Annotated in this window: 26 protein-coding genes; 19 read left to right on the forward strand and 7 right to left on the reverse strand. The window is 52.1% G+C overall.

Annotation, left to right across the window (positions count from 1 at the left end; genetic code table 11):
• Positions 1–59 precede the first annotated feature (59 nt).
• From phoB to malZ, 5 genes are all read left to right on the forward strand, one after another.
• The gene (gene phoB / locus A9180_RS06085) at positions 60–749 is read left to right on the forward strand and encodes a phosphate response regulator transcription factor PhoB (protein ID WP_000113933.1); all 690 of its coding nucleotides are present in this window, start codon (positions 60–62) and stop codon (positions 747–749) included.
• Positions 750–806: 57 nt separating this feature from the next.
• Positions 807–2,102, forward strand: a complete 1,296-nt coding sequence (phoR, locus tag A9180_RS06090; protein ID WP_064527108.1) for a phosphate regulon sensor histidine kinase PhoR — start codon at positions 807–809, stop codon at positions 2,100–2,102.
• Positions 2,103–2,508: 406 nt separating this feature from the next.
• Positions 2,509–3,828, forward strand: a complete 1,320-nt coding sequence (gene brnQ / locus A9180_RS06095; protein ID WP_000149639.1) for a branched-chain amino acid transporter carrier protein BrnQ — start codon at positions 2,509–2,511, stop codon at positions 3,826–3,828.
• A 75-nt stretch (positions 3,829–3,903) separates the two neighbouring features.
• Positions 3,904–5,277, forward strand: a complete 1,374-nt coding sequence (proY, locus tag A9180_RS06100) for a proline-specific permease ProY (RefSeq protein WP_064527110.1) — start codon at positions 3,904–3,906, stop codon at positions 5,275–5,277.
• Positions 5,278–5,431: 154 nt separating this feature from the next.
• The gene (gene malZ / locus A9180_RS06105; protein ID WP_064527111.1) at positions 5,432–7,249 is read left to right on the forward strand and encodes a maltodextrin glucosidase; all 1,818 of its coding nucleotides are present in this window, start codon (positions 5,432–5,434) and stop codon (positions 7,247–7,249) included.
• A gap of 4 nt (positions 7,250–7,253) precedes the next feature.
• On the opposite strand, the gene acpH is transcribed toward malZ, so the two are convergent.
• Positions 7,254–7,835, reverse strand: coding sequence for an ACP phosphodiesterase (acpH, locus tag A9180_RS06110; protein WP_064527113.1), 582 nt, complete (start codon positions 7,833–7,835; stop codon positions 7,254–7,256).
• Between the two features lie 91 nt (positions 7,836–7,926).
• On the opposite strand from acpH, the gene queA reads away from it, so the two are divergent.
• The 8 genes from queA (at position 7,927) to yajD (ending at position 14,495) form a co-directional block, all read left to right on the forward strand.
• Positions 7,927–8,997 (forward strand): tRNA preQ1(34) S-adenosylmethionine ribosyltransferase-isomerase QueA, encoded by a 1,071-nt coding sequence (gene queA, locus A9180_RS06115; RefSeq protein WP_064527115.1) that lies wholly within the window; start codon positions 7,927–7,929, stop codon positions 8,995–8,997.
• A 54-nt stretch (positions 8,998–9,051) separates the two neighbouring features.
• Positions 9,052–10,179, forward strand: a complete 1,128-nt coding sequence (tgt, locus tag A9180_RS06120; RefSeq protein WP_000667317.1) for a tRNA guanosine(34) transglycosylase Tgt — start codon at positions 9,052–9,054, stop codon at positions 10,177–10,179.
• Positions 10,180–10,201: 22 nt separating this feature from the next.
• Positions 10,202–10,534 carry a preprotein translocase subunit YajC gene (gene yajC, locus A9180_RS06125; RefSeq protein ID WP_000007629.1) on the forward strand — a complete coding sequence of 111 codons (333 nt, stop codon included), beginning with the start codon at positions 10,202–10,204 and terminating at the stop codon, positions 10,532–10,534.
• A 27-nt stretch (positions 10,535–10,561) separates the two neighbouring features.
• Complete coding sequence (secD, locus tag A9180_RS06130; protein ID WP_064527117.1) at positions 10,562–12,409, forward strand: protein translocase subunit SecD; 1,848 nt, start codon at positions 10,562–10,564, stop codon at positions 12,407–12,409.
• Positions 12,410–12,419: 10 nt separating this feature from the next.
• Entirely contained in the window at positions 12,420–13,391 is a 972-nt protein-coding gene (gene secF / locus A9180_RS06135) for a protein translocase subunit SecF (RefSeq protein ID WP_000046638.1), read from the forward strand.
• Positions 13,392–13,543: 152 nt separating this feature from the next.
• Positions 13,544–13,786, forward strand: a complete 243-nt coding sequence (locus A9180_RS06140; RefSeq protein WP_001226938.1) for a type II toxin-antitoxin system ParD family antitoxin — start codon at positions 13,544–13,546, stop codon at positions 13,784–13,786.
• Complete coding sequence (locus A9180_RS06145) at positions 13,779–14,060, forward strand: type II toxin-antitoxin system RelE/ParE family toxin (protein WP_064527119.1); 282 nt, start codon at positions 13,779–13,781, stop codon at positions 14,058–14,060. The genes A9180_RS06140 and A9180_RS06145 overlap by 8 nt, the downstream gene beginning before the upstream one ends.
• An 87-nt stretch (positions 14,061–14,147) precedes the next feature.
• Positions 14,148–14,495 (forward strand): HNH nuclease YajD, encoded by a 348-nt coding sequence (yajD, locus tag A9180_RS06150; RefSeq protein WP_000974823.1) that lies wholly within the window; start codon positions 14,148–14,150, stop codon positions 14,493–14,495.
• A gap of 226 nt (positions 14,496–14,721) precedes the next feature.
• Here yajD and tsx read toward each other — a convergent pair whose 3' ends face one another.
• A complete protein-coding gene (gene tsx, locus A9180_RS06155; protein WP_064527121.1) occupies positions 14,722–15,606 on the reverse strand; it encodes a nucleoside-specific channel-forming protein Tsx in 885 nt (294 codons plus the stop codon).
• A 297-nt stretch (positions 15,607–15,903) separates the two neighbouring features.
• The gene (locus A9180_RS06160; RefSeq protein ID WP_064527123.1) at positions 15,904–16,446 is read right to left on the reverse strand and encodes a DUF3251 domain-containing protein; all 543 of its coding nucleotides are present in this window, start codon (positions 16,444–16,446) and stop codon (positions 15,904–15,906) included.
• A 150-nt stretch (positions 16,447–16,596) separates the two neighbouring features.
• Between A9180_RS06160 and nrdR the strand changes: the two genes are divergently transcribed.
• The 6 genes from nrdR (at position 16,597) to pgpA (ending at position 20,703) form a co-directional block, all read left to right on the forward strand.
• Positions 16,597–17,046, forward strand: coding sequence for a transcriptional regulator NrdR (nrdR, locus tag A9180_RS06165; protein WP_064527125.1), 450 nt, complete (start codon positions 16,597–16,599; stop codon positions 17,044–17,046).
• Positions 17,047–17,049: 3 nt separating this feature from the next.
• Positions 17,050–18,153: a bifunctional diaminohydroxyphosphoribosylaminopyrimidine deaminase/5-amino-6-(5-phosphoribosylamino)uracil reductase RibD gene (ribD, locus tag A9180_RS06170; RefSeq protein ID WP_064527127.1), complete on the forward strand. Its 1,104-nt coding sequence runs from the start codon at positions 17,050–17,052 to the stop codon at positions 18,151–18,153.
• A gap of 88 nt (positions 18,154–18,241) precedes the next feature.
• The gene (ribE, locus tag A9180_RS06175) at positions 18,242–18,712 is read left to right on the forward strand and encodes a 6,7-dimethyl-8-ribityllumazine synthase (protein WP_001021161.1); all 471 of its coding nucleotides are present in this window, start codon (positions 18,242–18,244) and stop codon (positions 18,710–18,712) included.
• Positions 18,713–18,731: 19 nt separating this feature from the next.
• Entirely contained in the window at positions 18,732–19,151 is a 420-nt protein-coding gene (gene nusB / locus A9180_RS06180) for a transcription antitermination factor NusB (RefSeq protein ID WP_000801121.1), read from the forward strand.
• 78 nt (positions 19,152–19,229) lie between these two features.
• On the forward strand, positions 19,230–20,207 hold the full coding sequence (gene thiL, locus A9180_RS06185; RefSeq protein ID WP_064527129.1) for a thiamine-phosphate kinase: 978 nt from the start codon (positions 19,230–19,232) through the stop codon (positions 20,205–20,207).
• Positions 20,185–20,703 carry a phosphatidylglycerophosphatase A gene (pgpA, locus tag A9180_RS06190; protein ID WP_000154044.1) on the forward strand — a complete coding sequence of 173 codons (519 nt, stop codon included), beginning with the start codon at positions 20,185–20,187 and terminating at the stop codon, positions 20,701–20,703. The genes thiL and pgpA overlap by 23 nt, the downstream gene beginning before the upstream one ends.
• 85 nt (positions 20,704–20,788) lie before the next feature.
• Here pgpA and yajO read toward each other — a convergent pair whose 3' ends face one another.
• From yajO to xseB, 4 genes are read right to left on the reverse strand one after another with little or no spacing between them, the layout of a single operon-like run.
• Complete coding sequence (gene yajO / locus A9180_RS06195; protein ID WP_064527132.1) at positions 20,789–21,763, reverse strand: 1-deoxyxylulose-5-phosphate synthase YajO; 975 nt, start codon at positions 21,761–21,763, stop codon at positions 20,789–20,791.
• 54 nt (positions 21,764–21,817) lie between these two features.
• Entirely contained in the window at positions 21,818–23,680 is a 1,863-nt protein-coding gene (gene dxs, locus A9180_RS06200) for a 1-deoxy-D-xylulose-5-phosphate synthase (RefSeq protein WP_064527134.1), read from the reverse strand.
• Between the two features lie 24 nt (positions 23,681–23,704).
• Positions 23,705–24,604, reverse strand: a complete 900-nt coding sequence (ispA, locus tag A9180_RS06205) for a (2E,6E)-farnesyl diphosphate synthase (protein ID WP_064527136.1) — start codon at positions 24,602–24,604, stop codon at positions 23,705–23,707.
• Positions 24,604–24,846 (reverse strand): exodeoxyribonuclease VII small subunit, encoded by a 243-nt coding sequence (gene xseB / locus A9180_RS06210; RefSeq protein WP_064527138.1) that lies wholly within the window; start codon positions 24,844–24,846, stop codon positions 24,604–24,606. The genes ispA and xseB overlap by 1 nt, the downstream gene beginning before the upstream one ends.
• Positions 24,847–24,953 lie beyond the last annotated feature (107 nt).

Genomic DNA, 24,953 nt, shown 5'->3' on the forward strand with positions numbered 1-24,953 from the left:
CTGACGCATAATGACGTCGCATTAACGATCGCAATCTATTTATTACAACAGGGCAAATCATGGCGAGACGTATTCTGGTCGTAGAAGATGAAGCTCCAATTCGCGAAATGGTCTGCTTCGTGCTCGAGCAAAATGGCTTTCAGCCGGTCGAAGCGGAAGATTATGACAGTGCTGTGAATCAACTTAATGAACCCTGGCCGGATTTAATTCTCCTCGACTGGATGTTACCCGGAGGCTCCGGTATCCAGTTCATCAAACATCTCAAGCGTGAGTCGATGACCCGGGATATTCCGGTAGTGATGTTGACCGCCAGAGGGGAAGAAGAAGATCGCGTGCGCGGCCTTGAAACCGGCGCCGATGACTATATCACCAAGCCGTTTTCCCCGAAGGAACTGGTGGCGCGGATTAAAGCGGTGATGCGCCGTATATCGCCTATGGCGGTGGAAGAGGTGATTGAGATGCAGGGGCTAAGTCTGGACCCGACATCTCACCGGGTGATGGCGGGCGAAGAACCACTGGAGATGGGGCCGACTGAATTTAAACTGCTGCACTTTTTTATGACGCATCCCGAGCGCGTGTACAGCCGCGAGCAGCTGTTAAATCACGTCTGGGGAACCAATGTGTATGTGGAGGACCGCACGGTCGATGTTCACATTCGCCGCTTGCGTAAAGCACTGGAACCCGGCGGGCATGACCGCATGGTGCAGACGGTGCGCGGTACAGGATATCGTTTTTCAACCCGCTTTTAACGCCTTGCTCTTCGGACGCAGAGCAGGGCTTATAATTTCATAACTGGAGTATCTTACGTGCTGGAACGGCTGTCGTGGAAAAGGCTGGTGCTGGAGCTGCTACTTTGCTGCATCCCGGCTTTCATCCTGGGTGCTTTTTTTGGTTACCTGCCCTGGTTTTTGCTGGCATCGGTAACAGGACTGCTTATCTGGCATTTCTGGAATTTATTGCGCCTTTCATGGTGGCTATGGGTGGATCGCAGTATGACCCCGCCACCGGGGCGTGGTAGCTGGGAACCGCTGCTGTATGGCTTACACCAGATGCAGCTGCGTAATAAAAAACGCCGCCGCGAACTGGGCAATCTGATTAAACGCTTTCGTAGCGGGGCGGAGTCACTGCCCGATGCAGTGGTACTGACCACGGAAGAGGGGGGTATTTTCTGGTGTAATGGTCTGGCGCAACAAGTTCTTGGTCTGCGCTGGCCAGAAGATAACGGGCAGAACATCCTTAACCTGCTGCGTTACCCGGAGTTTACGCAATATCTGAAAACGCGTGATTTTTCTCGCCCGCTCAATCTGGTGCTCAACACCGGGCGGCATCTGGAAATTCGCGTCATGCCTTATACCCATAAACAGCTGTTGATGGTGGCGCGTGACGTCACGCAAATGCATCAACTGGAAGGGGCGCGGCGCAACTTTTTTGCCAACGTAAGCCATGAGTTACGCACGCCATTGACGGTGTTACAGGGTTACCTGGAGATGATGCATGAGCAGCCGCTGGAAGGCGCGGTACGCGAAAAAGCGTTGCACACCATGCGTGAGCAGACCCAGCGGATGGAAGGGCTGGTGAAGCAATTGCTGACACTGTCGAAAATCGAAGCCGCACCGACGCAGTTGCTTAATGAGAAGGTTGATGTGCCGATGATGCTGCGCGTCGTTGAGCGTGAGGCTCAGACTCTTAGCCATAAAAAACAGACATTTACCTTTGAAATAGATAACGACCTCAAAGTGTCTGGCAATGAAGACCAGCTACGCAGTGCGATTTCGAATCTGGTCTATAACGCAGTGAATCATACGCCGGAAGGCACACATATCACGGTGCGCTGGCAGCGAGTGCCGCACGGTGCTGAATTTAGCGTTGAAGATAATGGACCGGGCATCGCACCAGAGCATATTCCGCGCCTGACCGAGCGTTTTTATCGTGTAGACAAAGCGCGCTCCCGACAAACCGGCGGTAGCGGGTTGGGGTTAGCGATCGTGAAGCATGCGGTAAATCATCACGAAAGCAGGCTCAATATTGAAAGTACGGTGGGCAAAGGCACGCGTTTCAGTTTTGTTCTGCCGGAACGTTTAATTGCCAAAAACAACGATTAATCCGCCTTTGTCATTTTTTATTGCCATAAGCCAGCTGACGCTGGCTTTTTTTCTTTGCAGTCAAAAAATGGGCGCTGAATTTTACAATGCCTGGTGATTTTTTGTTCGCATGATTAGCCATAACTTTTTCGCTGAAATAGCGTTTTATACTGGTTAATGATTTCTTATCGTTATATCCCTCTGGTTTTTAGATCCCTTCTTGCTTTAAAACGTTATAAGCGTTTAAATTGCGCTTCAGGTGCTGTCATACTGACTGCATTCACGCGGTAAATCGAAAAACTATTCTTCGCCGCGCCTGGTTGGGAGTATTTCCCGCTAAAATTGTTTAAATATACCGCTGTATCATCCCCAGGGATTGGCACAAAAATTTAACGTTACAACACCACATCCACAGGCAGTATGATTTATGACCCATCAATTAAGATCGCGCGATATCATCGCTCTGGGCTTTATGACATTTGCGTTGTTCGTTGGCGCAGGTAACATTATTTTCCCTCCTATGGTCGGTTTGCAGGCAGGCGAACACGTCTGGACTGCGGCATTCGGCTTCCTCATTACTGCCGTTGGTCTGCCGGTATTAACGGTAGTGGCGCTGGCGAAAGTTGGCGGCGGCGTTGACAGTCTGAGCACACCAATCGGTAAAGTCGCAGGTGTGCTGCTGGCAACGGTCTGCTACCTGGCTGTCGGGCCGCTGTTTGCAACACCGCGTACGGCAACCGTCTCCTTTGAAGTGGGCATTGCGCCGCTGACGGGTGACTCAGCATTGCCGCTGTTTATCTACAGCCTGGTCTATTTCGCTATCGTTATTCTGGTTTCGCTCTATCCGGGCAAGCTGCTGGATACCGTGGGCAACTTCCTCGCGCCGCTGAAAATTATTGCGCTGGTCATCCTGTCTGTTGCGGCGATTGTCTGGCCTGCGGGCTCGATTAGCACGGCGACTGAGGCCTATCAAAACGCTGCGTTTTCGAACGGTTTTGTCAATGGCTACCTGACGATGGATACGCTGGGCGCTATGGTGTTTGGTATCGTTATTGTTAACGCGGCGCGTTCTCGCGGCGTAACCGAAGCGCGTCTGTTGACCCGTTATACCGTCTGGGCTGGCCTGATGGCGGGTGTTGGTTTGACTCTGCTGTACCTGGCGCTTTTCCGTCTGGGGTCAGACAGCGCGTCGCTGGTTGATCAATCCGCGAACGGTGCGGCAATTCTGCATGCTTACGTTCAGCACACCTTTGGCGGTGGCGGTAGCTTCCTGCTGGCGGCGTTAATCTTCATCGCCTGCCTGGTTACGGCTGTTGGCCTGACCTGTGCTTGTGCAGAATTCTTCGCTCAGTACGTACCACTCTCTTATCGTACGCTGGTGTTTATCCTCGGCGGCTTCTCGATGGTGGTGTCTAACCTCGGCTTGAGCCAGCTGATTCAGATCTCTGTACCGGTGCTGACCGCTATTTATCCGCCGTGTATCGCACTGGTTGTATTAAGTTTTACGCGCTCATGGTGGCATAATTCGTCCCGCGTGATTGCTCCGCCGATGTTTATCAGCCTGCTTTTTGGTATTCTCGACGGGATCAAAGCATCTGCATTCAGCGATATCTTACCGTCTTGGGCGCAGCGTTTACCGCTGGCCGAACAAGGTCTGGCGTGGTTAATGCCAACAGTGGTGATGGTGGTTCTGGCCATTATCTGGGATCGCGCGGCAGGTCGTCAGGTGACCTCCAGCGCTCACTAAATCACTGAACATTTGTTTTAACCACGGGGCTGCGATGCCCCGTGGTTTTTTATTGTGTTGATGGGTTAGGAATTGATGGAAAGTAAGAACAAGCTAAAGCGTGGGCTAAGTACCCGACACATACGCTTTATGGCACTGGGTTCAGCAATTGGCACCGGGTTGTTTTACGGTTCGGCAGATGCCATCAAAATGGCCGGACCGAGCGTGTTGTTGGCCTATATTATCGGTGGTGTCGCGGCATATATCATTATGCGGGCGCTGGGGGAAATGTCGGTACATAACCCGGCAGCCAGCTCTTTCTCGCGTTATGCGCAGGAAAACCTTGGCCCGCTGGCAGGTTATATCACCGGATGGACCTACTGCTTTGAAATCCTTATTGTCGCCATCGCCGATGTGACCGCTTTCGGTATCTATATGGGCGTCTGGTTCCCGACGGTGCCGCACTGGATTTGGGTGTTGAGCGTGGTGTTGATCATCTGCGCCATTAACCTGATGAGCGTGAAAGTGTTTGGCGAACTGGAGTTCTGGTTCTCGTTCTTTAAAGTTGCCACCATTATCATCATGATCGTTGCTGGTTTCGGCATCATCATCTGGGGGATTGGCAACGGCGGGCAACCGACCGGTATCCATAACCTGTGGAGCAACGGTGGCTTCTTCAGTAACGGCTGGCTTGGCATGGTGATGTCACTGCAAATGGTGATGTTTGCCTACGGTGGTATTGAAATTATTGGTATTACCGCCGGTGAAGCGAAAGAGCCGGAGAAGTCCATTCCGCGCGCGATTAACTCAGTGCCGATGCGTATTCTGGTGTTCTATGTTGGTACGCTGTTCGTCATTATGTCTATCTATCCGTGGAATCAGGTAGGTACTGCTGGTAGCCCGTTCGTGCTGACGTTCCAGCATTTGGGGATTACCTTTGCCGCCAGCATTCTTAACTTCGTTGTGCTGACTGCCTCGCTGTCGGCAATTAACAGCGACGTGTTTGGCGTAGGCCGTATGCTGCACGGCATGGCAGAGCAGGGGAGCGCGCCGAAAATCTTCAGCAAAACGTCGCGTCGCGGCATTCCGTGGGTCACGGTGCTGGTAATGACTACTGCGCTGCTGTTTGCGGTGTATCTGAACTACATCATGCCGGAAAACGTCTTCCTGGTGATTGCTTCGCTGGCGACCTTCGCCACCGTGTGGGTGTGGATTATGATCCTGCTGTCGCAGATTGCCTTCCGTCGCCGTCTACCGCCAGAAGAAGTTAAAGCGCTGAAATTTAAAGTTCCTGGCGGGGTGGCAACAACCACCGCGGGGCTGATTTTCCTGGTCTTTATCATCGGACTGATTGGTTATCACCCTGAAACGCGCATCTCTCTGTATGTCGGTTTTGCGTGGATTGTGGTGCTGTTGATTGGCTGGATGTTTAAACGCCGCCACGATCGACAGTTAGCAGAAAACCACTAATTCCTGCCTTTTGTCGCCGGATCGGGAGCAAAACCTGATCCGGCTCTTCCGAAAGTTATCCGCCCCCGTCCTCCTCCCTTAAATATCCTTCAGATGATGATTGATCCCGCATCAGGCTATGGCAAGGTGATCACATTTTAATCGCAGGGGAATTATGATGTTGAATGCATGGCACCTGCCGGTGTCCCCGTTTGTTAAGCAAAGCAAAGATCAACTGCTTATTACACTGTGGCTGACGGGCGAAGAGCCGCCACAGCGCATTATGCTGCGCACGGAAAACGATAACGAAGAAACGTCAGTACCAATGCGTAAACAGCGCAGTCAGCCGCAGCCTGGCGTGACGGCGTGGCGGGGAGCGCTCTCTCTCGCTACCGGGCAACCACGGCGGCGCTACAGTTTCAAATTGCTGTGGCACGATCGCCAGCGTTGGTTTACGCCGCAAGGTTTCAGCTCAGTACCGCCAGCACGGCTGGAACAGTTTGCCGTCGATGTGCCGGATATCGGACCACAATGGGCGGCAGATCAGATTTTTTATCAGATCTTCCCGGATCGTTTTGCCCGGAGTCTGCCTCGTAATGCCGATCAGGATCATGTCTATTATCATCACGCCGCCGGGCAGGAAATCATATTGCGTGACTGGGATGAACCAATCACGGCACAGGCGGGCGGATCAACATTCTATGGCGGCGATCTGGACGGGATTAGCGAAAAACTGCCGTACCTGAAAAAGCTTGGCGTGACGGCGCTGTATCTTAATCCGGTGTTTAAAGCGCCCAGCGTGCATAAATACGATACTGAAGATTATCGCCACGTCGATCCACAGTTTGGCGGCGACGGAGCGTTGCTGCGTTTGAGGCACAACACGCAGCAGCAAGGGATGCGGCTGATGCTGGATGGCGTGTTTAACCACAGTGGTGATTCTCATGCCTGGTTTGACAGGCACAATCGCGGGACGGGCGGCGCTTGTCACAACCCCGAATCGCCCTGGCGCGACTGGTACTCGTTTCGCGATGACGGCACGGCGCTCGACTGGCTGGGCTATGCCAGCCTGCCAAAACTGGATTATCAGTCGGAAAGTCTGGTGAATGAAATTTATCGCGGTGAAGACAGCATTGTCCGTCACTGGCTGAAAGCGCCGTGGAATATGGACGGCTGGCGGCTGGATGTGGTGCATATGCTGGGGGAAGCGGGCGGGGCGCGCAATAATTTGCAGCATGTCGCCGGCATCACTGAGGCGGCGAAAGAAACCCAGCCGGAAGCGTACATTGTCGGTGAGTATTTTGGCGATGCGCGGCAATGGTTACAGGCCGATGTGGAAGATGCCTCAATGAACTATCGCGGCTTTACTTTTCCGCTGTGGGGCTTTCTCGCTAATACCGACGTCTCTTACGATCCGCAGCAGATTGACGCTCAAATTTGTATGACCTGGATGGACAATTACCGTGCCGGGCTTTCTCATCAACAGCAACTGCGTATGTTTAATCAGCTCGACAGTCACGATACCGCGCGATTTAAAACGTTACTTGGGCGGGATGTTGCACGTCTGCCACTGGCGGTCGTCTGGCTGTTCACCTGGCCTGGCGTGCCGTGTATTTATTACGGCGATGAAGTGGGAGTGGACGGCAAGAACGATCCGTTTTGTCGTAAACCGTTTCCCTGGGACCCGGAAAAACAAGATACGGAGCTATTCGCGCTGTACCAGCGAATGATTGCGCTGCGTAAGAAGAGTCTGGCATTGCGTCGTGGCGGCTGTCAGGTGTTGTATGCCGAAGATAACGTGGTGGTGTTTGTGCGTGTGCTCAATCAGCAGCGTGTGCTGGTGGCAATCAACCGTGGTGAAGCGTGTGAAGTAGTGCTACCCGCGTCGCCGTTGCTTAATGTTGCGCAATGGCAATGCAAAGAAGGGAACGGACAACGGGTGGACGGGATCCTGACGTTGCCCGCGATATCAGCCACGGTGTGGATGAATTAATGCCTTATAACGCTTTGCGTGAAGCCTGCGCCATCATCCGCGGATAAAACTGCCAGAAGCGGGTTTCAAGGGCGTCGTAATGGGCGTCTAAATCGTACCAGGAGTCACGCAGAGCATCCAGGCGTGGGCGACGGCTTGCCATGCCGTTTAACACGTTCTGGATGAAATCCATATCGCGATAGCGCACCAGCCATTGCTCTGACCATAAGTAGTTGTTCAGATTAATAAAGCGCGGCGGTGAGTTCGGCAGAATGGTAAGCACTTGCTCGCGGGCATAACAGACAAATTCCTGTAGCGGAAAATCGGGCGACAGCTGCGACCAGTGGCGGGAAAGAAAGTGATCCCACATCACATCCAGCGTAATAGGCGCGACACGGCGCGTTTCATTACGAAACCACTCCCGCGCTTCGCGGACTTCCGGCAGATTGTCAGTTAACACATCGATACGCCGATGCATATGAATACCTGCGACCACGTCGGGCGGAAAACTTTCGTCAGGATTTCCGCGAACAAAATCAGCCAGTAAGTTGCCAGAGAGCGAGCTTTCCGCCAGGTGAGCTAAATGCAGGTGAGCTAAAAAATTCATCGATTATATTCTATCCAAAGGGGGTAAAGGTTGCAGGGAGAGCGCCCCGGCACTAGACTACCCGCCTCTTATTTTAGTCTGAGTCAGTGTCATGCGCGTTACAGATTTCTCCTTTGAATTGCCCGAATCCCTGATTGCCCACTATCCAATGCCTGAACGCAGTAGCTGTCGTTTACTGTCGCTGGACGGGCCGACGGGCGCGCTGACGCACGGTACTTTCACCGATTTACTCGACAAGCTCAACCCTGGCGATCTTCTGGTTTTTAACAATACCCGCGTGATCCCGGCGCGTCTGTTTGGGCGTAAAGCCAGCGGCGGCAAGATTGAAGTGCTGGTTGAGCGGATGCTCGACGACAAACGCATTCTCGCGCATATTCGCGCCTCGAAAGCGCCAAAACCGGGCGCTGAACTGATTCTGGGCGATGACGAAAGCATCAAAGCAACAATGACCGCTCGTCACGGCGCGCTGTTTGAAGTCGAATTTAATGATCAACGTTCGGTGCTGGATATTCTCAACAGCATCGGCCATATGCCACTGCCGCCGTACATCGACCGTCCGGATGAAGATGCAGACCGCGAACTTTATCAAACGGTTTATAGCGAAAAACCAGGCGCGGTAGCAGCACCGACCGCCGGACTGCACTTTGACGAACCGCTGCTGGAAAAATTACGCGCCAAAGGCGTGGAGATGGCATTCGTGACCCTGCACGTGGGGGCGGGGACGTTCCAGCCGGTACGTGTCGACACCATTGAAGACCACATCATGCACTCAGAATACGCTGAAGTGCCGCAGGATGTGGTAGACGCGGTGCTGGCGGCGAAAGCGCGCGGTAACCGGGTGATTGCGGTTGGCACCACCTCTGTTCGCTCGCTTGAGAGCGCGGCCCAGGCGGCGAAAAACGATCTGATTGAACCGTTTTTCGATGATACACAAATCTTTATCTATCCCGGCTTCCAGTACAAAGTGGTCGATGCGCTGGTGACTAACTTTCACCTGCCGGAGTCAACGCTGATTATGCTGGTTTCAGCATTTGCCGGTTATCAACACACGATGAACGCCTATAAAGCGGCGGTAGAAGAGAAATATCGCTTTTTTAGTTACGGTGATGCGATGTTTATCACGTACAATCCGCAGGCAATTAATGAGCGCGTCGGGGAGTAATTCCGCGGCGCAGGTTTAAACGTTGGACTGTTTTTCTGACGTAGTGGAGAAAACATGAAATTTGAACTGGACACCACCGACGGTCGCGCACGCCGTGGCCGCCTGGTCTTCGATCGTGGCGTAGTGGAAACGCCTTGTTTTATGCCTGTTGGCACCTACGGCACCGTAAAAGGGATGACGCCGGAAGAAGTTGAAGCCACTGGCGCACAAATTATTCTCGGCAACACTTTCCACCTGTGGCTGCGCCCAGGACAGGAAATCATGAAGTTGCATGGCGACCTGCACGATTTCATGCAGTGGAAAGGCCCGATCCTTACCGACTCCGGCGGCTTCCAGGTCTTCAGCCTTGGCGACATCCGTAAAATCACCGAACAGGGCGTGCACTTCCGTAACCCCATCAACGGCGACCCGATTTTCCTCGATCCTGAAAAATCGATGGAGATTCAATACGATCTTGGCTCAGACATCGTCATGATTTTTGACGAGTGTACGCCGTATCCTGCTGACTGGGATTACGCTAAACGTTCGATGGAGATGTCGCTGCGTTGGGCGAAGCGTAGCCGCGAACGTTTTGACAGCCTCGGTAACAAAAATGCGTTGTTTGGTATCATTCAGGGTAGCGTTTACGAAGATTTACGTGATATCTCTGTTAAAGGTCTGGTAGATATCGGTTTTGATGGCTACGCTGTCGGCGGTCTGGCAGTGGGTGAGCCGAAAGCAGATATGCACCGTATTCTGGAGCATGTGTGTCCGCAAATTCCGGCAGACAAACCGCGTTACCTGATGGGCGTTGGTAAACCGGAAGACCTGGTTGAAGGCGTGCGTCGCGGTATCGATATGTTTGACTGCGTAATGCCAACACGTAATGCGCGTAACGGTCATCTGTTCGTGACCGATGGCGTGGTGAAAATCCGCAATGCGAAGTATAAGAGCGACACGGGGCCGCTCGATCCTGAGTGTGATTGCTACACTTGTCGCAATTATTCACGTGCCTACTTGCATCATCTCGACCGTTGCAACGAAATATTAGGCGCGCGACTCAACACCATTCATAACCTTCGTTATTACCAGCGTTTGATGGCGGGTTTACGCAAGGCTATTGAAGAGGGTAAATTAGAGAGCTTCGTAGCTGATTTTTACCAGCGTCAGGGGCGAGAAGTACCACCTTTGAACGTTGATTAATATTAATAATGAGGGAAATTTAATGAGCTTTTTTATTTCTGATGCGGTAGCGGCAACGGGTGCTCCGGCACAAGGTAGCCCGATGTCTTTGATTTTGATGCTGGTGGTATTCGGTCTGATTTTCTATTTCATGATCCTGCGCCCACAGCAGAAGCGCACCAAAGAACACAAAAAGCTGATGGACTCCATCGCGAAAGGTGATGAAGTGCTGACGAACGGTGGCCTGGTCGGTCGCGTAACCAAAGTAGCAGAAAACGGCTACATTGCTATCGCGCTGAATGATACCACTGAAGTAGTTATTAAACGTGACTTCGTAGCCGCCGTTCTGCCGAAAGGCACCATGAAGGCGCTGTAATTAAAATTTTTCCCTAAGGGAATTGCCGTGTTAAACCGTTATCCTTTGTGGAAGTACGTCATGCTGATCGTGGTGATTGTCATCGGTCTGCTGTATGCGCTTCCCAACCTGTTTGGTGAGGATCCGGCTGTTCAGATCACTGGCGCGCGCGGAGTCGCCGCCAGTGAGCAAACGCTGATCCAGGTCCAGAAAACGTTACAAGAAGAAAAAATAACTGCTAAGTCTGTGGCACTGGAAGAGGGCGCTATTCTTGCGCGCTTCGACTCCACTGACACCCAGTTACGCGCTCGTGAAGCATTAATGGGCGTTATGGGTGACAAATACGTCGTGGCGCTTAACCTTGCCCCGGCAACGCCGCGCTGGCTGGCAGCTATTCACGCTGAACCGATGAAGCTCGGTCTTGACCTGCGTGGCGGCGTTCACTTCCTGATGGAAGTGGATATGGACACCGCGCTTGGCAAGCTCCAGGAACAAAATATCGATAGCCTGCGCAGCGACCTGCGTGAAAAAGGCATCCCGTATACCACTGTTCGTAAAGAAAATAATTACGGTCTGAGCATCACTTTCCGCGATGGCAACGCCCGTGATGAAGCCATTGCGTATCTGAGCAAACGCCATCCCGATCTGGTCATTAGCAGCCAGGGCAGCAATCAGCTGCGCGCGGTCATGAGCGATGCGCGTCTAAGTGAAGCGCGTGAATATGCGGTGCAGCAGAACATTAACATCCTGCGTAACCGTGTAAACCAGCTTGGTGTGGCGGAGCCTGTAGTACAACGTCAGGGCGCAGATCGTATCGTTGTTGAACTGCCAGGTATTCAGGATACCGCTCGTGCGAAAGAGATTCTTGGCGCGACCGCGACGCTGGAGTTCCGTCTGGTAAACACCAACGTTGACCAGGCCGCTGCCGCATCTGGCCGTGTACCGGGAGACTCTGAAGTGAAACAGACCCGCGAAGGTCAGCCGGTTGTGCTGTACAAACGCGTGATTCTGACCGGTGATCATATCACCGACTCCACTTCCAGCCAGGACGAATACAACCAGCCGCAGGTTAACATCTCGCTCGACAGCGCAGGTGGTAACATCATGTCTAACTTCACTAAGGACAACATCGGTAAACCGATGGCGACCCTGTTTGTGGAGTACAAAGACAGCGGCAAGAAAGATGCTAACGGTCGTGCGGTTCTGGTGAAACAGGAAGAGGTGATTAACATCGCGAATATCCAGTCTCGTCTGGGTAACAGCTTCCGTATCACCGGTATCAACAACCCGAACGAAGCGCGTCAGCTGTCGCTGCTGCTGCGTGCCGGTGCGTTGATTGCACCGATTCAGATTGTTGAAGAACGTACCATTGGCCCGACCCTGGGTATGCAGAACATTGAACAGGGGCTGGAGGCGTGTCTCGCCGGTCTGTTGGTTTCTATTCTGTTCATGATCCTCTTCTATAAGAAGTTTGGTCTGATTGCGACCAGTGCTCTGATTGCGAACTTGATCTTGATTGTCGGCATTATGTCGCTGCTGCCTGGCGCGACGCTGAGTATGCCGGGTATCGCGGGTATCGTCTTAACCCTTGCGGTAGCGGTCGATGCGAACGTACTGATCAACGAACGTATTAAAGAAGAGTTAAGCAATGGGCGTACTGTTCAGCAGGCAATCGATGAAGGTTATCGTGGCGCATTCAGTTCCATCTTCGATGCGAACATCACCACGCTGATTAAAGTCATCATCCTGTATGCAGTGGGTACCGGGGCAATTAAAGGGTTCGCGATTACTACCGGTATCGGTGTGGCGACGTCGATGTTTACCGCGATTGTCGGTACGCGTGCCATCGTAAACCTGCTATATGGCGGCAAGCGCGTCAAGAAGCTGTCAATCTGAGGAGTGCGATGTGGCACAGGAATATACTGTTGAACAACTAAACCACGGCCGTAAAGTCTATGACTTTATGCGCTGGGACTACTGGGCTTTTGGCATCTCTGGTCTGCTGTTAATTGCCGCTATCGTCATTATGGGCGTTCGCGGCTTTAACTGGGGACTGGATTTCACCGGTGGTACGGTTATCGAAATTACGCTCGAAAAACCGGCTGAAATTGACGTAATGCGTGATGCATTGCAGAAAGCGGGCTTTGAAGAGCCGATGCTGCAAAACTTCGGTAGCAGCCACGACATCATGGTCCGCATGCCGCCTGCTGAAGGCGAAACTGGCGGTCAGGTGCTGGGCAGCCAGGTTCTGAAGGTGATTAACGAATCCACTAACCAGAACGCGGCGGTGAAGCGTATTGAGTTCGTCGGTCCGAGCGTGGGGGCAGACCTTGCGCAAACCGGCGCGATGGCGCTGATGGCAGCGTTGCTGTCTATCCTTGTCTACGTTGGTTTCCGTTTTGAGTGGCGACTGGCGGCAGGGGTCGTTATCGCACTGGCGCACGACGTTATCATTACGCTGGGTATTTTGTCGTTATTCCATATCGAGATAGACCTGACCATTGTGGCATCGTTGATGTCGGTTATCGGTTACTCGCTTAACGACAGTATCGTGGTGTCGGACCGTATTCGTGAAAACTTCCGCAAAATCCGTCGCGGTACGCCTTACGAAATCTTTAACGTGTCGCTGACTCAGACGCTGCACCGTACCTTGATCACATCCGGTACCACCTTGATGGTTATCCTGATGCTGTATCTCTTCGGTGGCCCGGTGCTGGAAGGTTTCTCGTTGACCATGCTTATCGGTGTAACCATCGGTACCGCGTCTTCCATCTATGTAGCATCTGCGTTGGCTCTGAAACTGGGTATGAAGCGCGAACACATGCTGCAGCAGAAAGTGGAAAAAGAAGGGGCGGATCAGCCGTCAATTCTGCCTTAAGGGTGTTTTAAATCAGTTCAGTTAAAAAAACCGTGGCGTTTTGGCGCTGCGGTTTTTTTTCGCCTGCCGCACATTCAACTGAATACAGCTTTGGTTGTAGAAAGAGTTCTGACATATACTTTGTATTAATAGTTAATACGTGGAGATCGCTTATGCGCAAAATTACCTCAGTAAGCGTTGGCGAACAATTAGATAGTTTCATTACCCGGATGGTCCAGTCTGGTCGTTATGGCTCGGCCAGTGAAGTAATGCGTTCGGCACTTCGTCTATTGGAACAACAAGAATCCAGGGATGAAGCTGTTAGAAATGCTGTTATTGAAGGTCTTGAGAGTGGTGAAAGTTCGATGACGCTTCGTGATATCGCAGCAGAAAGGAAGCAAAAACATCGTGTATAAGCTTAGCGGAAAAGCTGTTGAAGATTTCAGAGGGATCTATGACTACACGCTGGGAAAGTTTGGTGAGGAGCAGGCGGATTGCTATACCGACTCTCTCGGCATTTTTCTGGATACACTCTCTCAAATGCCCGAGATAGGGCAAGACTATGATGCGGTTCCAGAGGTAAAGAAGATCGCATTTAGGTTTCACACTATTTATTACGTTATAAGAGTAGATGACATCCTCATTGCGCGAATTCTTCATCAGCAGATGGAACCTCGCCGTCACTGGTAATGTGAGAATTTATTTACTCAGGATTGCGAAAATCTCCCCATCTTGGGAAACTGCGCGTAACCCTACATTTCATCCAGGTAACTTTTCATGGCTATCATCCCAAAAAACTATGCGCGGTTAGAAAGCGGCTATCGCGAAAAAGCATTAAAGCTCTATCCGTGGGTCTGCGGTCGCTGTTCCCGCGAGTTTGTCTATTCCAACTTGCGTGAGCTAACTGTGCACCATATCGATCATGACCATACCAATAACCCGGAAGATGGTAGTAACTGGGAATTGCTTTGTCTCTATTGCCACGATCATGAGCATTCGAAATATACCGAAGCGGATCAGTATGGTACGACAGTTATCGCCGGGGAAGATGCGCAGAAAGATGTCGGTGAAGCGAAATACAACCCGTTTGCTGATTTAAAAGCGATGATGAATAAGAAGAAGTGATAAAAAATGCCGGATATAAAATCCGCTGTTTGAGATTGATGACAAACGTAAAATTGCCTGATGCGCTACGCCTTATCTGGCCTACATAATCTCATCAATATATTGAATTTGCGTGCTTTTGTAGCTTTTGTAGGCCGGATAAGGCGTTTACGCCGCATCCGGCATGAACAAAGCGTACGTTGTCTACAATCTAAAATGCCGGATACAAGATCCGGCATTTTCACAATCAGAAGTTGTAACCTACCACCAGGTAACCACCCCAACCGGTAGAGCGAACGTTGAAGTTGCCGTTACCGAAGTTTAGCTCTGCATCATCGTTCCACTGACCACCGTCATGCCAGTAACGTGCAACGACAGAGTAGTGCCAGTGATCGTAGTTCAGAGCCAGAATATGGCTGGAAGCGATGGAGTTATTGGTACGCGTCTTAATACCATTCATTGCGTTACCGCTGTCATCACCCAGATCGGAACCCCAGTCGAAGTTGGTGAAACCGATGTAGCTTAACTGACCGCCCCACAGATCGGTAATCGGCACAAAGTATTTAATTTTGAAACGGTAACCGTCCCACTCGTTTTCGTTCGCTGCGCCGTAGTTCTGCCACTGGTATTTCGCATACACGTTCATGGACAGGCTCATCGGCAGACCCGTGTCGATGTCAGTACCCAGACCCATATACCAGGTGCTCTGGCGACCATCTTTGTTACGACCCATGTCGTAAATGTAGTTGTTCGCGAAGTACCACTCTTTGAACGGACCGAAGCTAAGATCAGTATTGGTCAGCTTGTCGATGGAGAAACGCGGTTCGATTTCCATAAACAGCGGAGAACCGTGGTTCCAGATACCTTTGGCATCGGAGTTACCGCCGAAGAATACCGGCGCATCCGCGTAACCATAGAAATCGAACCAGTCTTTTTTAGCGAATGCTTCATATTCCAGGTAAGTATCGTTACGGATCTGCGGTCCGAAACGAGTGTGATAGCTACCAACTACGTTAACGCTCTGGTGCCACCAGTCGGAAAGGTACTGCGGTTTATCGTTTTCAGCTGCGTTGACAGTAAAAGACGAAGAGAGCGCCAGTACCGCACCGGCCGCCAGTAATGTTTTTTTCATATGTATGCCACTATTTGAAAATCCCTTGCGGGAGTGAAAAAGGCGCAAATTGCGTTTCTAAATATTTCCTATTACAGAGGAGCCTATTATAAAAATCATTGCTCACAAAAATATGTTGTATTTCACAGTTCTATCATTTACGTAATCGATTGCGTTCACGAATACACATATTCGGGCGGGAATTGTACTGACTTTCACCCTTGTTGCAAACTTTTACTATCAATCCAGGTGATGTAAGCAGAGTAACAAAATGAAGGGGGGGATGTTGCGGGACGCACAAAACGCCCCGAAAAACGTTTACTGCATAACAGGTTGAATGTCGTGGATGCGAACAAAACCTAACTGGTCTGTTGAAATGCCATTTAACTGTAACGGAATGTCAACATCGCTCGGAGCGAGGACGCTGGCAGGTGCGTTAATCAATTGATTCTGCACATTGACTTCCTGAAAGTTGTCAGTTGTTCCCTGAATTTGCCCATATTCAACGGTTCCACTGAAAGCGGGTAAGGGATCATTGGACTCGCCCTGAATCCGTAACGTCAAAGTGGTGTCATCTGCATTTGGCGCAATATTCACCAGCGACATACGTAAAGTGCCAATTTGGCTTTCCAGTCGTGCCGGTGTATTTGCACCTGGCAACAGGTATACCCCACTACTGGATTTTGCGTTTAGCGTATTTTGCTGGGTGATTTTGACGGTTTCTTTGTTGAGCTGAGTCATCTCTTTATTCAACGTGTTGACGCTGTGTTTCATCTGGCGCACTTCGCTTTGCTGTACGCAGGCGTTCAGGCTGAACAGGCTTCCCAGCAGGAGTAGTCGAAAACATACGTTAATGTTCATAGGTAGTCCCTTTCTCGTCACAGTAAGTCTAATGGTAGAGGCTTAAAGCCGTGAAAGCATCGATCCTTTATCTCAAAAGCGTTGCGCCTTTGTTGTATCGTCAGTTCAGGGTAAAATAGATTTCTATTAATCACCTGGTCAGGACGCCGTATGCATTGCCCATTCTGTTTCGCCGTGGACACTAAGGTAATTGACTCTCGTCTCGTGAGCGAGGGCTCTTCCGTACGCCGCCGTCGGCAGTGTCTGGTGTGTAATGAACGTTTCACTACTTTTGAAGTGGCGGAACTGGTTATGCCGCGTGTCGTGAAAAGCAACGACGTGCGCGAACCGTTTAATGAAGAAAAATTGCGTAGCGGAATGCTGCGGGCGCTGGAAAAACGTCCGGTGAGTTCCGATGACGTCGAAATGGCGATCAACCATATTAAATCGCAACTCCGCGCCACCGGTGAGCGCGAAGTGCCGAGCAAAATGATTGGCAATCTGGTGATGGAGCAATTGAAAAAGCTCGATAAAGTCGCCTATATCCGTTTTGCCTCTGTCTATCGCAGTTTCGAAGATATCAAAGAATTTGGCGAAGAGATTGCGCGCCTGGAGGATTAAACCGTGCAGGACGAGTTATACATGGCGCGGGCGCTAAAGCTGGCGCAACGAGGACGCTTCACCACTCACCCTAATCCGAATGTCGGTTGCGTCATTGTGAAAGATGGCGAAATTGTCGGTGAAGGTTACCATCACCGCGCGGGCGAACCGCATGCCGAGGTACACGCGTTGCGCATGGCAGGTGAAAAAGCCAAAGGCGCAACGGCGTATGTGACACTCGAACCTTGTAGTCATCATGGTCGTACACCACCTTGTTGTGACGCATTAATTGCTGCTGGCGTTGCGCGCGTGGTTGCTGCGATGCAGGACCCTAATCCGCAGGTCGCTGGGCGTGGACTTTACCGTTTGCAACAGGCCGGCATTGACGTCAGCCACGGCCTGATGATGAGTGAAGCCGAGCAATTGAATAAAGGCTTCCTCAAGCGGATGCGCACCGGCTTTCCTTATATCCAGTTGAAACTTGGCGCGTCACTAGATGGCCGCACAGCGATGGCCAGCGGTGAAAGCCAGTGGATCACTTCACCTCAGGCGCGGCGCGATGTACAACGTCTGCGCGCGCAAAGTCATGCCATTTTAACCAGCAGCGCCACGGTGCTGGCAGACGATCCAGCCTTAACGGTGCGTTGGTCTGAACTGGATGAACAAACTCAGGCGCTCTATCCGCAACAAAATCTACGTCAGCCGGTACGGATAGTCATTGATAGCCAAAATCGCGTAACGCCGGAACACCGAATCGTGCAACAGCCGGGCGAAACCTGGTTTGCGCGTACACAGGAAGATTCTCGTGAATGGCCGGAAACGGTGCGTACATTGCTGATTCCAGAGCATAAAGATCATCTGGATCTGGTTGTGCTGATGATGCAACTCGGCAAGCAACAGATTAACAGTATCTGGGTGGAAGCGGGGCCAACGCTCGCTGGTGCATTGCTACAGGCTGGTTTAGTCGATGAGCTGATTGTCTATATCGCACCTAAACTATTAGGTAGCGACGCCCGCGGATTATGTACGCTGCCGGGGCTTGAGAAATTAGCCGACGCCCCCCAATTTAAATTCAAAGAGATACGTCATGTAGGCCCGGATGTTTGCCTGCATTTAGTGGGTGCATGATCTCCCGGCTCGAAAGGGAAGCAGCGCACGAAATATTATGCTAAAATCCGCCCCCCTGCGGGGCCATACTCGAACCCGAAGGAAGAAAATGAACATTATTGAAGCTAACGTTGCTACCCCGGACGCTCGCGTCGCCATCACCATTGCGCGTTTCAACAACTTTATCAATGACAGCCTGCTGGAAGGTGCGATTGACGCACTGAAACGTATCGGTCAGGTAAAAGATGAAAACATTACCGTTGTTTGGGTGCCTGGTGCCTACGAGCTGCCGCTGGCGGCTGGTGCACTGGCTAAAACCGGTAAATACGACGCGGTGATTGCGCTGGGGACGGTTATTCGTGGTGGCACTGCCCACTTTGAATACGTGGCTGGCGGTGCAAGCAACGGCCTGGCGCATGTTGCCCAGGATAGCGAAATTCCGGTTGCTTTTGGGGTGTTGACCACTGAAAGCATTGAACAAGCGATTGAACGTGCTGGCACCAAAGCTGGCAACAAAGGTGCAGAAGCTGCACTGACCGCGCTTGAAATGATTAATGTATTGAAAGCCATCAAGGCCTGAAATTAGTAAGGGGAAATCCGTGAAACCTGCTGCTCGTCGCCGCGCTCGTGAGTGTGCCGTCCAGGCGCTCTACTCCTGGCAGTTGTCCCAGAACGACATCGCTGATGTTGAATACCAGTTCCTGGCTGAACAGGATGTAAAAGACGTTGACATCCTGTACTTCCGTGAGCTGCTGGCCGGGGTGGCGACTAACACCGCATACCTCGACGGACTGATGAAGCCATACCTGTCCCGCCTGCTGGAAGAGCTGGGCCAGGTAGAAAAAGCGGTACTGCGCATTGCGCTGTACGAGCTGTCTAAACGTAGCGATGTGCCGTACAAAGTGGCCATTAACGAAGCGATCGAACTGGCGAAATCGTTCGGCGCAGAAGACAGCCATAAGTTCGTCAACGGCGTACTGGATAAAGCAGCACCTGTGATTCGCCCTAACAAAAAGTGATATCCAGGCCGGCAGAGTAACGGAAAAACAGTTCCGCACTCGCCGGCCTTTTCTTTTTTACCTGCTGAGGCATAACGTATGGCATGTGGCGAGTTCTCCCTGATTGCCCGTTATTTTGACCGTGTAAGAAGTTCTCGTCTTGATGTCGAACTGGGCATCGGCGACGATTGCGCACTTCTCAATATCCCCGAAAAACAGACTCTGGCGATCAGTACCGATACGCTGGTAGCGGGCAACCATTTCCTCCCTGATATCGATCCTGCGGATCTGGCGTATAAGGCACTGGCGGTAAACTTAAGCGATCTGGCGGCAATGGGTGCCGATCCGGCCTGGCTGACGCTGGCATTAACCTTACCGGACGTAGACGAACCGTGGCTTGAGTCCTTCAGCGACAGTTTGTTTGAGCTCCTCAATTATTACGATATGCAACTCATTGGTGGCGACACCACGCGTGGACCACTGTCGATGACGTTGGGTATCCACGGCTTTGTCCCAATGGGACGAGCCTTAACGCGTTCTGGTGCAAAGCCGGGGGACTGGATTTATGTGACCGGCACGCCGGGCGATAGCGCCGCCGGACTGGCTCTCTTGCAGAACCGTCTCCATATGGCCGACGCTAAAGATGCGGACTACTTAATCAAACGCCATCTCCGCCCATCGCCGCGTATTTTACAGGGACAGGCGCTGCGCGATCTTGCGAATTCAGCCATCGATCTCTCTGATGGATTGATTTCCGATCTCGGGCATATCGTGAAAGCCAGCGACTGCGGCGCACGTATTGATCTGACATTGCTGCCGTTTTCTGACGCACTTTCTCGCCACGTTGAACCGGAACAGGCGTTGCGCTGGGCGCTCTCTGGTGGCGAAGATTACGAATTGTGTTTCACTGTGCCGGAACTTAACCGTGGCGCGCTGGATGTCGCTTTGGGTCATCTTGGCGTACCGTTTACGTGTATCGGGCAAATGACCGCCGATATCGAAGGGCTTTGTTTTATTCGTGACGGCGAACCTGTCACGTTAGACTGGAAAGGATATGACCATTTTGCCACGCCATAAAGATGTCGCGAAAAGTCGCCTGAAAATGAGTAATCCGTGGCATTTGCTTGCTGTCGGATTCGGGAGTGGGTTAAGCCCGATCGTTCCAGGCACGATGGGGTCGCTGGCGGCGATTCCCTTCTGGTATCTGATGACCTTTTTACCCTGGCAGCTCTATTCTCTGGTGGTGATGCTGGGGATCTGTATTGGCGTTTATCTTTGCCATCAGACCGCGAAAGATATGGGCGTGCACGATCACGGCAGTATCGTCTGGGACGAATTTATCGGCATGTGGATCACTCTGATGGCGCTGCCGACCAATGACTGGCAGTGGGTCGCCGCCGGGTTTGTTATTTTCCGTATTCTGGATATGTGGAAACCGTGGCCGATCCGCTGGTTTGATCGCAATGTGCATGGTGGTATGGGGATCATGATCGACGATATTGTCGCAGGGGTGATTTCTGCTGGCATACTGTACTTTATCGGTCATCACTGGCCGCTGGGTATTCTGTCGTAGGCTGAATAAGGCGTTCACGCCGCATCCGGCGATTGTGCACCGATGCCTGATAGGACGCTTGTCGCGTCTTATCAGGCCGACCTTTCTATTTAAAACCTACCACCGGATGCGGTTTATACGGCGTTTCCAGTTCGGCAATTTGTTCCGGCTTCAAGGTGATGTCCACCGCGTTCAGCAATTCATCAAGCTGCTCTTCCCGCGACGTTCCGATAATCGGTGCGGCAATGCCCGGTTTGCTTAACAACCAGGCCAGCGCGACCTGTGCTCGTGTCGCGCCCAGTTCTTCACTGACGCCAGTTAACCGTTCTGCGATCTGCGCGTCATTTTCATCGCTTTCTTTATAGAGATTTTTTCCCACCTCATCAGACACCAAACGTGCAGTGGTTTCTCCCCACGGGCGTGTCAGACGACCCCGCGCCAACGGGCTCCACGGGATCACCGCCACGCCCTCCTGATAACACAGCGGCAGCATCTCGCGTTCTTCTTCGCGGTAAATCAGATTGTAGTGATCCTGCATACTGACAAACTGCGCCCAGCCGTGCTGTTTTTGCAGTTCCAGCGCCTGAGCAAACTGCGAGGCGTGCATGGATGACGCACCGATATAACGCGCTTTCCCGGCTTTTACGACGTCATTCAGGGCTTCAAGCGTCTCTTCAATCGGCGTGTTGTAATCCCAGCGGTGAATTTGCAGGATATCAACATACTCCATGCCGAGACGTTGCAGGCTGTCGTCAATAGAACGTAGAATTTGCGAGCGGGATAAACCTTCTGGCAAATCACCAACGCGATGGAAAACTTTTGTCGCGACGACCACGTCATCGCGACGGGCGAAATCCCTCAGTGCGCGACCGACGATCTCTTCGCTGCTGCCGTCAGAATAGCTATTGGCGGTATCAAAGAAATTTATGCCGCCTTCCAGCGCGCGTTTAATTATGGGACGGCTGCTCTCTTCCGGCAGTGTCCATGCGTGATTACCGCGATCCGGCTCGCCAAAGGTCATACAGCCGAGGCAAAGTCGGGAAACGCGAAGGTCGGTTTTTCCTAAGGGGTTGTATTGCATGCTGCCACTCCTGCCATGAATAATTTCTTAAGCATAGCAGGAGTGGAGTAGGGATTATGCCAGCCAGGCCTTGATTTTGGCTTCCAAACCGGTGGCATCGAGGCCGAGTTCGGCGCGCATTTCTTCCTGAGTTCCTTGTGGAATAAAGAAGTCCGGCAGGCCAATATTCAGCACTGGCACGGGTTTACGATGTGCCATCAGCACTTCGTTCACGCCGCTGCCTGCGCCGCCCATAATGGCGTTTTCTTCAACGGTTACCAGCGCTTCGTGGCTGGCGGCCATTTCCAGAATTAACGTTTCATCAAGCGGCTTCACAAAACGCATATCGACCAGCGTGGCGTTCAGCGACTCTGCGACTTTTGCCGCTTCCGGCATCAGCGTACCGAAGTTAAGGATCGCCAGTTTTTCACCACGACGTTTCACAATGCCTTTGCCAATCGGTAGTTTTTCCAGTGGCGTCAGCTCAACGCCGACGGCATTGCCGCGCGGGTAGCGCACCGCCGAGGGGCCATCGTTATAGTGATAGCCGGTGTAGAGCATCTGGCGACATTCGTTTTCATCGCTCGGGGTCATAATGACCATTTCCGGAATGCAGCGAAGGTAAGAGAGATCAAAAGCACCCTGGTGGGTTTGACCGTCAGCACCAACAATGCCCGCACGGTCGATGGCAAACAGGACCGGCAGCTTTTGAATTGCCACGTCATGCAGCACCTGATCATAGGCGCGTTGCAGGAAGGTGGAGTAAATTGCTACGATCGGTTTGTACCCACCAATTGCCAGACCAGCAGCAAAGGTCACCGCGTGTTGTTCGGCAATCGCTACATCAAAATAGCGATCCGGGAATTTACGTGAAAACTCGACCATGCCGGAACCTTCGCGCATCGCCGGCGTAATCGCCATCAGCTTGTTGTCTTTCGCCGCGGTTTCGCATAACCAGTCGCCAAAGATTTTTGAATAGCTCGGCAGGCCACCGCTACTTTTCGGCAAACAACCGCTGGAGGGATCAAATTTAGGCACGGCGTGGAAGGTGATAGGGTCTTTTTCTGCCGGTTCATAACCACGACCTTTTTTGGTCATGATATGCAGGAACTGCGGGCCTTTCAGGTCGCGCATGTTCTTAAGCGTGGTGATAAGCCCCAGCACATCGTGACCGTCAACCGGGCCGATGTAGTTAAAGCCCAGCTCTTCAAACAACGTGCCAGGCACCACCATGCCTTTAATATGTTCTTCGGTACGTTTGAGCAGCTCTTTAATGGGCGGCACGCCAGAGAAAACTTTTTTCCCGCCTTCACGCAATGAAGAGTAAAGCTTACCGGAAAGCAGCTGCGCCAGATGGTTGTTGAGCGCGCCAACATTTTCGGAAATCGACATTTCATTGTCGTTGAGGACCACCAGCATATCAGGACGGATATCGCCCGCGTGGTTCATCGCTTCAAACGCCATGCCAGCGGTAATCGCACCGTCGCCAATCACGCAGACGGTGCGGCGATTCTTGCCTTCTTTTTCAGCAGCAACAGCAATACCAATTCCGGCACTGATGGAGGTTGATGAATGCCCGACGCTTAATACGTCATATTCACTTTCGCCGCGCCACGGGAACGGGTGCAGGCCGCCTTTCTGACGGATGGTGCCGATTCTGTCGCGGCGTCCGGTCAAAATTTTATGCGGATAAGCCTGATGTCCTACATCCCAGATTAACTGGTCAAAGGGAGTGTTATAGACGTAGTGCAGCGCCACGGTCAGTTCGACCGTGCCCAGCCCGGAGGCGAAGTGCCCGCTGGAACGGCTCACGCTGTCGAGTAAATAGCGGCGCAGTTCGTCGCAGAGTTTCGGTAAACTCTCTTTTGGCAACAGTCGTAACTCCTGGGTGGAGTCGACCAGTGCCAGGGTCGGGTATTTGGCAATATCAAAACTCATCAGGGGCCTATTAATACTTATTGTTTATTTATTACGCTGGATGATGTAGTCCGCTAGCGCTTCCAGTGCCGAGGTATCGAGTGACTGTTCAGCCAGTTGTTTCAGTGACTGGCGGGCATCGTCGATCAGATCCCGGGCTTTCTTCCGGGCTTGCTCAAGACCCAGAAGTGCAGGGTAGGTACTTTTGCCAAGTTGCTGGTCGGCACCCTGACGTTTTCCCAACGTTGCAGTATCTCCCACCACATCCAGGATGTCATCCTGAACCTGGAAGGCAAGGCCGATGCTCTCTGCATACTTGTCGAGAATTGGCAGAGCACGACGTCCTTTATCTCCGGCGCTTAATGCACCAAGGCGAACGGCGGCGCGAATCAATGCGCCTGTTTTATGACGATGAATACGCTCGAGTGCGTCCAGAGGTACGTGTTTGCCTTCCGCATCTAAATCTAATGCCTGACCGCCGCACATTCCGGCAATACCGCTGGCATTCGCCAGTTCAGAAATCATCGAAATTCTGTCGCGGTCCGACACTTCCGGCATATCGGCATCGCTTAAAATCGAGAACGCCAGCGTTTGCAGAGCATCGCCAGCGAGAATTGCGTTGGCTTCACCAAACTTCACATGACAGGTTGGTAAACCGCGACGCAGATCGTCATCATCCATTGCCGGTAAATCATCATGAATTAATGAGTAAGCGTGGATACACTCTACGGCGGCGGCGGGTGCGTCCAGGGTGTTCATGCTTACGCCGAACATCTGACCAGTGGCATAGACCAGGAAAGGCCGCAGGCGCTTACCACCTAATAATGCGCCATACTGCATGGTTTCGACCACGGGAGTGTTCTGAAAGGGCAGTGGGGCGATATAACGGCTCAGCGCCTGGTTGGCCTGCTTAACGCAGGCTTCGAGTTGCTGCGGAAAGTCCATTACTCATTGTCCGGTGTAAAAGGGGTTGGAGAGGCGTCTTCATTGTCGGACAGCAAAATTTGTACACGCTGTTCGGCTTGTTGCAATTTGGCCTGCCCCTGACGTGCCAGCTGCACGCCGCGTTCGAACTCGTTCAGCGCCTCTTCCAGCGGTAGGTCGCCACTTTCCAGACGGGTCACAATCTGTTCCAGCTCGCCCAGCGCCTTTTCAAAGCTGACGGGCGCCTCATTTTTCTTCGGCATAATGAATGTCTGACTCTCAATATTTTTAGCCCCGTCATGGTAACGGACTCAGGGCAAATAGCAAATAACGCGCAATGGTAAGGTGATGTGCGCAGCAAAGCGATGTT

The sequence above is a fragment of the Escherichia sp. B1147 genome, from assembly GCF_001660175.1.
Lineage (GTDB): Bacteria > Pseudomonadota > Gammaproteobacteria > Enterobacterales > Enterobacteriaceae > Escherichia > Escherichia whittamii.